This is a genomic window from Allgaiera indica, from assembly GCF_900106675.1.
Taxonomy (GTDB): Bacteria; Pseudomonadota; Alphaproteobacteria; order Rhodobacterales; family Rhodobacteraceae; genus Acidimangrovimonas; species Acidimangrovimonas indica.
In genome coordinates this window covers 1-9,029 of the sequence record NZ_FNOB01000046.1, presented here as the reverse complement: position 1 = coordinate 9,029, position 9,029 = coordinate 1, and the positions used below count along the sequence as shown (strand labels likewise).

The following is a 9,029-nucleotide window of genomic DNA, read 5'->3' as shown; positions in this document are numbered from 1 at the left end:
ACGTGATTTGCGCATCGTCTGTTCTCCTCGCTGCTATGAACGCTACGAGAACAAACTCTCCTTTTGAATGGCCCGGTTCATCGGGGGCAGGTCAAAAGCAGCATCCGAAGGTCGAAGTTCGGTCACCAGATGTGGCAGGCAATGACAAACACTCCGCTCATTCTCGAGGCTTTCATCGTAGTGTTCTGCAGTCGTCAATTCCTGCGCAACTGCTTCGTTCAGACGGCGCCTCCGTCCAACCTTGCGAAAATGATCGTTCAATGCGGAACGCAGCACCGCGTAGAGCCAGGCATCCATCCGCTCTGCGTCTCGCAATTGGTTGGTTCGCGATAAAACTCGAACACAGAAATCCTGAAGCACGTCCTCGGCATCGGTGCGATTTCCCAAGCGTTTGATCAGGAAGCCGAGGAAAGCCGATCGGCATGCCAATAGCTGCTCTCCAAGTTGCTCTTTGTTGCCGTCGGTTTTTCGATTATCGACTTGGCTCACGGAAATCATTCCATACCCTCCAAATCCGGGAATCACGTATCTGGGAAATTCCAGCCTTGGAGTTGCATAGGTTGAGTTTGGATTTGCACCATTGATCCAAATCAATTCTGCAATGAAAATTCATCGGTCCCAATCCGGCCATTGGTTGATCTGGACCGCTTGCATTGCGCGGGGCCGGACGGGTCGTTATCGCTTAGAGCTTGACGAGCCCCTGCAACATAGACATGGGGTTTGATCCGTCCCTAACAACTCAACGGCTATGCCCAAGAACCGAGTCGCAGGTGCATCCGTCAGACACTCACGCCAAACAACCAGCCGACTGCGGCCGTCACGGCCATCGCGAATACGCCCCACCCGACGACGCGCATTATCGCGGGCGGCATCGGCGCGGCCCCGGCCTTGGCCCCGAGCGCGCCGAGGATCGCCAATGCAATCACCGTGACCAATAATACCGTCGGGATAATCGCAGTCGCCGGCGCAAGGTATGCGGCAAGTACCGGAATGGCCGCGGCGACGCTGAAAGTCGCGCCGGATGCCATTGCGGCCTGCAGCGGATTGGCTGCATGCACCTCCGAGAGACCCAATTCATCCCGGATATGCGCGTCCAGGGCATCGTTCTCGGTCAGCTCCTGTGCGACGGCCAGCGCCGTTTTCTCGCTGAGGCCACGCTCCTGATAGATCGCGGCGAGTTCTTCGAGTTCGGCTTCCGGGGTTTCCTTGAGTGCGCGCTTTTCGCGTTCTATATCCGCGCGTTCGGTGTCAGACTGCGACGACACCGAGACGTATTCGCCAGCCGCCATCGACATCGCACCGGCCGCCAGACCGGCAACCCCCGCGATCAGAACTGCCCTCGGACTGGGGTCTGCGGCGGCAACGCCGACGACGAGCGACGAAACGGAAACGATCCCGTCATTTGCGCCCAGAACCGCAGCGCGCAACCAGCCGCTGCGGGTAACATAGTGGGGATCGTCGGGATGCGCGCTTGGATTGGTCATGTCTTCTCTTTGCACAAATTGCGGTCGGGTGAATGATCCGTGATGACTTCGCTTTCCGGGCCGTACTCGGCGCCAGTGCGCAGGCGTTCATTGCCGGCGATCAATTCTTCAACGAAGAGGCTGATGAATTGCGCGCGCCCGTCTGACTGTGATTTGGCGTAGACACTGGTCGCTTGGGCCCGCACTGTCCCCGAGGCGGTGTTTCGGACCCGTGCAATCGCGTCATTGTCCAACCCTTTCAAGATCATGATGGCAACGTCCTTCTCCGCTCTGGTCAGGTTCCACTCGTCGAAGAATTCCTCGACGATCGTTGCCATGTGCCCATGAGCAATATCGAGGCCGGTCTGCATGTCCGACATCCGGGACAGCAGTCTGCGCAATTCGATCATCAGGAAGATTACGCCGGCAATCAGGGCAACAGCGGCGATCGACTCAAGGAGCAGGTGTGGATTGTCCAGATGCCCGTTGTCCCGAAAATCGAAAAACACGTCACCGACAAAGAACAGGGCTGACAGACCTTGCAAAAGGATAAGGCCCGCAAGAACCGTTGCGCGCCTTTCCTTCGTTTTCGTAGGCCTGAACCCTAGCCTCATTGCACCTCACGTCCTTCGGGAATTGCCTTTCTGCCATCTATCATGGCGCGGACCAGATTGACACCGGACCACCATGTATCGAAAGCAACGCCCGCAACGTGCAGCGCAACCGAGACCAAGAGCCAACCGAAAATGACCTCATGCGCTTCCTCGACCCACTCCACGCCAAAGAAGGTGATCGTCGTCATCATGTAGCCGGTCACACCAATGGCGATCACGCTCGCCCAGATGTTGTAGACCATCAGTGCGCCAAGGGGGTTGTGAGACAGGTGAACTGTCTTGTCCCCGCCGAACATCGCGCGCAGGTGTCGGAAGGCGCGTGCCGGACTGGGCGGGAAGGCGGAAAAGCGTGCATGTTTCGGCCCGATCAGAGCCCAGATCAAGCGCAGAGCGACAAGACCCAAGGCGATGTAGCCGATCCACTCATGGGCCTTGCTTTCTTCCTCTACGATCGCGCCATTAAGCAGGATGGCGAGTGCAATCGACCAGTGGATCAGCCGCACCAGAGGGTCCCAGACGGCGACCTCGCGGGCGCTCGCGCGCCCGCTTGTTCTTTGCTCGATGGCAACCATGGCGTCAGCTCTTCAGTTCGAGCTTCGTTACGACGCCGGTCTGGGGATTGACGTAGACCTCTCCCATCTTGCCGTCGCGAACGAAATAGACCTCGATCATACCGTCTTCCATCTCTGCCTTGCGGACCTCGTAGCCCATGGCGGTCAGCGAGGCCTGGACCTCTTGCATCGTGGTGCCGAGGATGCTGTCCATCGTCACGTCTTCGGCGAGGGCGGGTGTGGCAAATGCCATCAGGGCGATCAGTGCGAATTTGCGCATGTGTCAGTTCCTTTGGTGAGGCACCGAATGGACAGTGCCGAAACGCGGCAACCCATGTTGTCGCTTGCTGTCATTTCGGGGGATTGACGTGGCAAGACCAGTGACACGCAGCTTAGGAGACACCGAATAAGCGCCAGCTTATAGCCGAATTTGGCTCTTGTACGTGGTCTGGACTGCAGCTGTGATCGGAATTGTCCTCTGCTTGCCGCTGGGGCGAGGCGGACGCAATCAAAGAGCGGATCAAGACCAAGCTTGCGGACGTATTCGGGATCGGTCACACGACGCTGGGGCTGGAATGCGCGCACCGAATATGTGACTACCCCTCCGACTTCGGCGGGCATGGGCGACCCCGTTGCAGGGGCCGGGGATGACCTTGATCCGCTATTTGTCGGCTTGGACTGACCAACTTCCGTCTTCGCTAGTCGCAGAATGTGGAACTGGCAATGCGCGACGAATTCAAAGGTCGGGAGACCACATTCGATACCGCCCTTGCCCTGTCACTTCTCGGATCAAACCGCTTGCCTCCATCCACGCCAGATTGCGCTGAACGGCGGCACGGCTGGCTTCGGTCACAGACTCAGCCATTGGGGCAGTCACCAAAGGCCACTCCATGAAAACCTTTCGCAACGCGACCGGCGTGCGGCCAGACAATTGCGCCATGACGTTTTCTGCCCGACCCGTCCACGCTTCAATATCGTCAAGTGTTCGCATCGCCGTTAGAATTGCGCTGTTCATCCCATCCAGCCAGCGGGCCAAACGTTCGGGCGGCAAGCCCGAGGCACGTAGCCCCCCTGCCCCGCCCATGGCGAGCGGTGCGAAGATGGCGCCGCTTCCATCGCTGGCCGCGATCCTGGACGCGGTGACGGCGGCTTCGATCTGATCGCCCTGCCCACCGAGTCCCGCCAGGCTCCAGAGATGAAAACCCATGCAAGCCCGGGTGATCGGGTGGAGCTCGGCTGCGGCTGTCATTACATCCAGCCATGCGCCCGCGCGATCCTCGAAACGATCAGAGCTGTCTTCAATGGTCTCGGGATCACGGCGATCCAGGAAGGCGGCCAAGTCAGCCTCCGGTCCGGGACCGCCTGTCAGGCGCCGAACAGCCCATCCAACGCGTGCAAGGGCATTTGGATTATCCTGTGCGCCCGAGAGCCGCATCGATACCCAGAGCGCCAGACGATCAGAACTCACCCGGACCCCTGCGAACCAGCTGAGGTTCGCTGCCTCGATCAAAGCGAGGCGATGCCGCCAGCCTTCCGGGCCGCGCAGCAGCCGGTCATCCAGAGCACCCAGACTTCCAGCGACCCGTGCCAGTCGAGCAGCGTGAGCCTCTTCCGCCTTTGCCCAGTCGCCGATGACAGCGGTGTCAGGTGGTTCTGCCCGTGGCCCGGGTGGCAAATCATCCGGTTCTTCTTCGAGTGGTCCCGGCAGAAACCAGTGTCGCTTCTGGTTAACAATTTCAATTTGGGGAAGTAGAAGATTTCATTTGGAAATTCCTGAAAAATGTGCTCAGATTGTGGCTTAAAATTTCAATTTTTGGCTAAAAATTTCAATTTTGGCAGACTATTTCAGTCGGGGCTGGGAAAGCGGCAAGCATGGCACGAAGCACCTCTAAACCTAAGGCGGGCTCTCTGTCAGGGGAGGATCGTCCAACGGATGAAGCCTGGTCGAAGGCTGTCCGGATAGCGGCCGAATTGGACCAGGTCTTGGCTAGCACGGAGCCAAAACACCTTGCCATCAACCGCGCCGCCCGTGAACTGAAGTTGTCGAGCCGCCAAATTTACAACCACTTGGCGCGTTATCGTGAAGAGCGACGAGTGTCCTCCCTCTTGCGCAGGACAAGTCCGCAGAGACAACCACGGCTCAGTGAGCGTGTGGAGGGCATCATTGCAGAAACTCTGCGCGAACTTTGGCGCACTAAGGAGCAGCCTGATCTTGCTCCAATCGTCGACGAAATCCGTGCGCGTTGCGCGCAACAGAACCTTGCCCCACCCTCTTATTTCAGTGTCGCAAAGCGTATCCCACGCCTCTTTACGCCAGAAGAAATTGCCCGACGGCGGCAGTCGAACAGTAAGCATCTTCGTCGGCTGAAGCCGCGACCAGGATACATTCGAGCGGATCATCCACTCGACGTCGTCCAGATCGACCACACACCTGCGGATATCAATTTCATCGAAGTCATCGATGGAGAAGGCGTCTTTGTCGGGCGTCCATACCTGACGATCGCAGCAGATGTCGCGACGAAAGCAATTATTGGACTGTGCCTGACGCTGGAGCGCCCATCAACTTTGTCGGTCGCGTTGTGCCTGGCACATGCCTTGTGCGACAAGAAAACGTGGCTTCAAGATCGTGGCATCGATCACGCGTGGCCGATGCAGGGGCGCCCAAAGGTCGTCGTAGTCGACTCCGCCAAAGAGTTTAAGGGAAACAGTTTCTCGCGGGGTTGCGCAGACTATGGCATCACCATCAAGCCCCGCAACAAGGGCACTGTCCATCATGGCGGTGTTGTAGAGCGGCTCTTGGGCAAGGTGAACACGATCTTGCGTTCGTTACCTGGAAAGACCGGGCGTTCCGTTGCAGATCGTGATGAATACCCGTCGGAAGAAAAAGCACGACTTACCTTCGCAGAGCTTGAACGGTGCATAGCGCTGGCGGTCATCGATCACAATAAAAGCCAAAACGAACGGAGTCTTACGGTCCCCGACGATGAGTGGAAGAACCGGCATCAAGTCATGGACGGTCTGAAGGACGATCCTGTCAACGTTCTTCTGAACTTTCTTCCTCGTGCAGAACGGCAGATTACTCCCCAAGGTGTTAGCTTGTTTGCCGTCGACTACTTCGAACCTTGGCTAGGTCCGCTGGTTGCTCGCAGGGACCGCCTGCTCCCCCTCGAACTGTGCTATGACCCCAGGAACATAAGCCGCATATACGTCAAGGATCCCGACACGAAAGCGTGGAGACCCGTGGCGCGGCGTGATGGTCTCAAAGCGCCAGTCACCCTGTGGCAGCATCGCGAAGAGCGTCACCGCCTACGAGAGCGGGGGAGACGCGACCCCGTCGAACGGGTGTCCATCCGGCGCGAAATAGCCGAGACTGCAAAGAAAGCGAAAACTGATAAGAAACGATTGCGCGAGCTTACCCGGGCTCGGCACGCCGAGGCGGCCACAAAGCCGCATGAAGGCCCTGGCACCGAAACCAGGCCTAAACCCCAAGGCCCAGACCCCAACCGCTCCCGGCGGATCTTCCCGATTGAGGATTGGTAGTGTGACAGATCATCTACTTGCCGCGACGGTCCCGCTCTTGCAGGCAGACGCCGCTACTCGGATTGCACATATCCGCTCTCCGCGCTGGATAGGGTATCCCGCAGCCCAGTCTGCCCATGAGGCCATGCGTCAGCTGCTGGAACGCCCCAAATCCTTGCGCCCACGCGGCCTATTGCTGACCGGGGCCTACCACAACGGCAAGACCATGATTATCGAGCGCTTCGCGATCGAGCACCTTCGGAAAGCGGATCGACAGCAAGTCTGGGTCATCCAGACTAGGGAGGGAGCGGGTATGGCGCATTTCTACGCCAGCATTCTCGCCGGGCTGCGTGCTCCGGAGGCTGCCGGCTGGCGCAATCTGCCTCGGGCAAGCGAACAACTCGACCATCTCTTGGAGGCGCTGCAGCCACGAATGTTGATCTTCGACGAGTTCCATAGTGCCTTGCGTGGCCGGCAGCAGGACGTAAAGGCAATCTTCTCCTTCTTGCGCCGTATAGCGCGGGAACATGATATTTCGCCGGTGCTTGTTGGCGAGGTTGCTGTCTACGACGCGGTTCATGACACTGAGGAAATGGGTTCGCGCTTTGATACGATCCCGGTCCCAAGATGGAGCTATGATGAGGATTTTGCAGTTCTCCTCGATAGCCTCGAGGCCAGCATACCGCTGCCTGAACCTTCAGGCTTGTCCCGAGAACCTATGGCACGAGCAATCCATGGCCTCTCCGAAGGTTTGATAGGTGAGATCGTTGAGATTGTGACGCGTGCAGCCCTTGCAGCTATCTCATGCGGCGAAAAGAAAATCACCGCCCGGACCCTGAAAGCGCTACGATACGTGCCGGTTTCGCAGCGACGCAATGCGGCGTTCAGAGAAGAGATGATGTGAGTGGTCTACAGAAGACTTTTCCAGTTGTTCTAGGGCGCCGTTACGCCGGGGTTGCTGGTCAGAAATGGCCCGTCTCCATTTTGCCGCAACCCGGTGAATTATTGTCGAGTTGGCTACACCGTCTCGCGTATGCCAATGGGATCCCTCCAAGACATTTCGGGACTGTCATGGGGCTGCATGCTGTGAACTGGTCGGCCAAGCTCGACAGGACGTTGCCCACTCCCATCTTAGATCTGCTCGAAAAACACACCGACGTGCCGCGCGTCGATATCGCTGCGCTTTCCCTCGTATCGGACCCGTTGGCCCAATTACGTCTGCCGTTGCGTCCAATTCCGAGCATGGAATTGAAAGAGGCCTCCCAGCCGTTCTGGCTGCAGTTCTGTCCGATGTGCCTGGCCGAGGATGAAAGCCCTCAATACCGGCGCGAATGGACGCTTGCGACCCGCGTCACGTGTTTACGACACGGTTGCCGACTGAGGGACAGGTGCCCGAATTGCGGGTCTGGTCTCGCACCGTTCAGGCAGAACCGGCTTGTCGGGCAGCGCCTCTGCAGCTTTTGCTATTCGGACCTTGCGCGACCTACGGCGAAGAGCAATCCACCCGTGCTGCGCATTGAGCGGCTCGTCGCCGATCTCCTCCGTCTGCACTCAGCAGGCCATCGCGCGCCGAATGGTCGATCTATCCTAGATCCACTGGCGCAATGTCGCTTTCCATCGAATGGATTGCCGCCACGTCCGCTACAGCGACTGCCGTTGAGAGAACGATATCGCCTGTTCCAGCGGCTAGCCGATGGCGATCTACCGAGGACCTATGCAGGATCACGCGCTTCCTCTCGATACTGGGCCCTCATCGCCACTGCGTCCAAGTCGCACGTCGCTCTTCACGACAAACTGGCGACCGTCGTTGCGGGTGCCGCGAACCAAGGTGTCGTCGAAAAGGTTCCGACGATAGATTTAATAGACATTCTAAAGGCTGCTGATCGCGTCTTCGATCGCAAGGGTCTTTGAAGACTCCAACACGAGCCCGGCGCGCATTAGTCACCGCAGAGCGGCCAGCTATGTCCATAGTGATGCCGCACCTCACGTGCCCGGCTGCTTTGGGCGCTCCCAAAGGGCTGCTTTTCATGACCGCCCAACCTTCGCGACTTCTGCGCAGCAGGCTGGGCAATAGGTTGCCAGCATGCCGCCTATGTTGTGAAGTTCGGCGGGGCGATGGCCACAGCGTTCGCAGGTCGTTGCAGCCTCTTCCACTGCTTCGCGTATCCGAGCCGCGGTGCGGTTGTTCCCGCCGCGAACGTAGAAGCGAAGCTCACCAAACTTCTGTTTTACCTGGGATACTTGAAACCAGCTTAGTTGGTCTTCCCGCACGATTTCGGAGAGATCAGTGCTTAGACGCTCGATAATTGGATACCATCCCAGCCCACATGAGAAGCCCCAGCCCAAGAGTGTCTTGCTCGTCGTCCATGGGCCTGTGCTAAAAAGTGCGGGAAAGCGCCGCATAATCTGAAGTGCTTCAGGTGTGACATAGCTTTCGCGTTCGTCCATAGGGCCTCCATCGCCGCTCCCGCTCGATCCGATCGGCTTTGCTCTAGCAAACGTGGAGCCGATCGAAGGGTCCCGCGGCGTCTTCTGAAAGCGGAACGGCAGACCGCTTTGCCCTCTTGCGCCATAGAGTTGCGCCGCCAGTGCCGTCCACAAGTCAGATTACACGCACAGACCTCCCCTGCAACCTATTCCGGTTAGCAGAGAGGAAATTAATGCATTGATAATAGTGCGAAAAAGTGAACACCCTGATCCAGGAACAGCTGTGCGGAAGCCTTTGTTGTCGGCTCTGCATAACTTCGACGCCTCCGAAGCGTCAGCCGACGGTCGGCTAGGCGCTACCGATCTTAATGGTGCTCGAGGAAGCTCACGATTAAGATGCCGCCAAGCACCCCCCTCTTGCGTGAACGGACGACATGGCGCGGTTCCTGGTCTGG

At 58.3% G+C, this 9,029-nt stretch carries 10 protein-coding genes; 3 read left to right on the top strand and 7 right to left on the bottom strand.

Going from position 1 to position 9,029, the window contains the following annotated elements; genetic code table 11:
- Nucleotides 1-42: 42 nt before the first annotated feature.
- The 6 genes from BLV97_RS20080 to BLV97_RS20055 form a co-directional block, all read right to left on the bottom strand.
- Nucleotides 43-498, bottom strand: a complete 456-nt coding sequence (locus BLV97_RS20080) for an RNA polymerase sigma factor (protein WP_092164223.1) — start codon at nt 496-498, stop codon at nt 43-45.
- A 281-nt stretch (nt 499-779) separates the two neighbouring features.
- A complete protein-coding gene (locus tag BLV97_RS20075) occupies nt 780-1,484 on the bottom strand; it encodes a VIT1/CCC1 transporter family protein (protein ID WP_035841086.1) in 705 nt (234 codons plus the stop codon).
- Nucleotides 1,481-2,077 (bottom strand): helix-turn-helix transcriptional regulator, encoded by a 597-nt coding sequence (locus BLV97_RS20070; protein ID WP_143037596.1) that lies wholly within the window; start codon nt 2,075-2,077, stop codon nt 1,481-1,483. Before BLV97_RS20070 ends, BLV97_RS20075 begins: the two co-directional genes overlap by 4 nt.
- Nucleotides 2,074-2,649, bottom strand: coding sequence for a cytochrome b/b6 domain-containing protein (locus BLV97_RS20065; RefSeq protein ID WP_051645976.1), 576 nt, complete (start codon nt 2,647-2,649; stop codon nt 2,074-2,076). The genes BLV97_RS20070 and BLV97_RS20065 overlap by 4 nt, the downstream gene beginning before the upstream one ends.
- A 4-nt stretch (nt 2,650-2,653) precedes the next feature.
- Nucleotides 2,654-2,908: a PepSY domain-containing protein gene (locus BLV97_RS20060; RefSeq protein WP_035841084.1), complete on the bottom strand. Its 255-nt coding sequence runs from the start codon at nt 2,906-2,908 to the stop codon at nt 2,654-2,656.
- Nucleotides 2,909-3,364: 456 nt separating this feature from the next.
- A complete protein-coding gene (locus tag BLV97_RS20055) occupies nt 3,365-4,369 on the bottom strand; it encodes a hypothetical protein (protein ID WP_081824993.1) in 1,005 nt (334 codons plus the stop codon).
- A gap of 131 nt (nt 4,370-4,500) precedes the next feature.
- On the opposite strand from BLV97_RS20055, the gene BLV97_RS20050 reads away from it, so the two are divergent.
- The 3 genes from BLV97_RS20050 to BLV97_RS20040 are packed head-to-tail and all read left to right on the top strand — an operon-like array spanning nt 4,501 to nt 8,058.
- The gene (locus BLV97_RS20050; RefSeq protein WP_176992676.1) at nt 4,501-6,168 is read left to right on the top strand and encodes a Mu transposase C-terminal domain-containing protein; all 1,668 of its coding nucleotides are present in this window, start codon (nt 4,501-4,503) and stop codon (nt 6,166-6,168) included.
- Between the two features lies 1 nt (nt 6,169).
- A complete protein-coding gene (locus BLV97_RS20045) occupies nt 6,170-7,051 on the top strand; it encodes a TniB family NTP-binding protein (protein WP_035841063.1) in 882 nt (293 codons plus the stop codon).
- Nucleotides 6,952-8,058 carry a TniQ family protein gene (locus BLV97_RS20040; protein WP_081824991.1) on the top strand — a complete coding sequence of 369 codons (1,107 nt, stop codon included), beginning with the start codon at nt 6,952-6,954 and terminating at the stop codon, nt 8,056-8,058. Before BLV97_RS20045 ends, BLV97_RS20040 begins: the two co-directional genes overlap by 100 nt.
- A gap of 114 nt (nt 8,059-8,172) precedes the next feature.
- Here the strand turns inward: BLV97_RS20040 and BLV97_RS20980 are convergent, their stop codons facing one another.
- Nucleotides 8,173-8,595, bottom strand: a complete 423-nt coding sequence (locus BLV97_RS20980; RefSeq protein WP_143037595.1) for a hypothetical protein — start codon at nt 8,593-8,595, stop codon at nt 8,173-8,175.
- Nucleotides 8,596-9,029 lie beyond the last annotated feature (434 nt).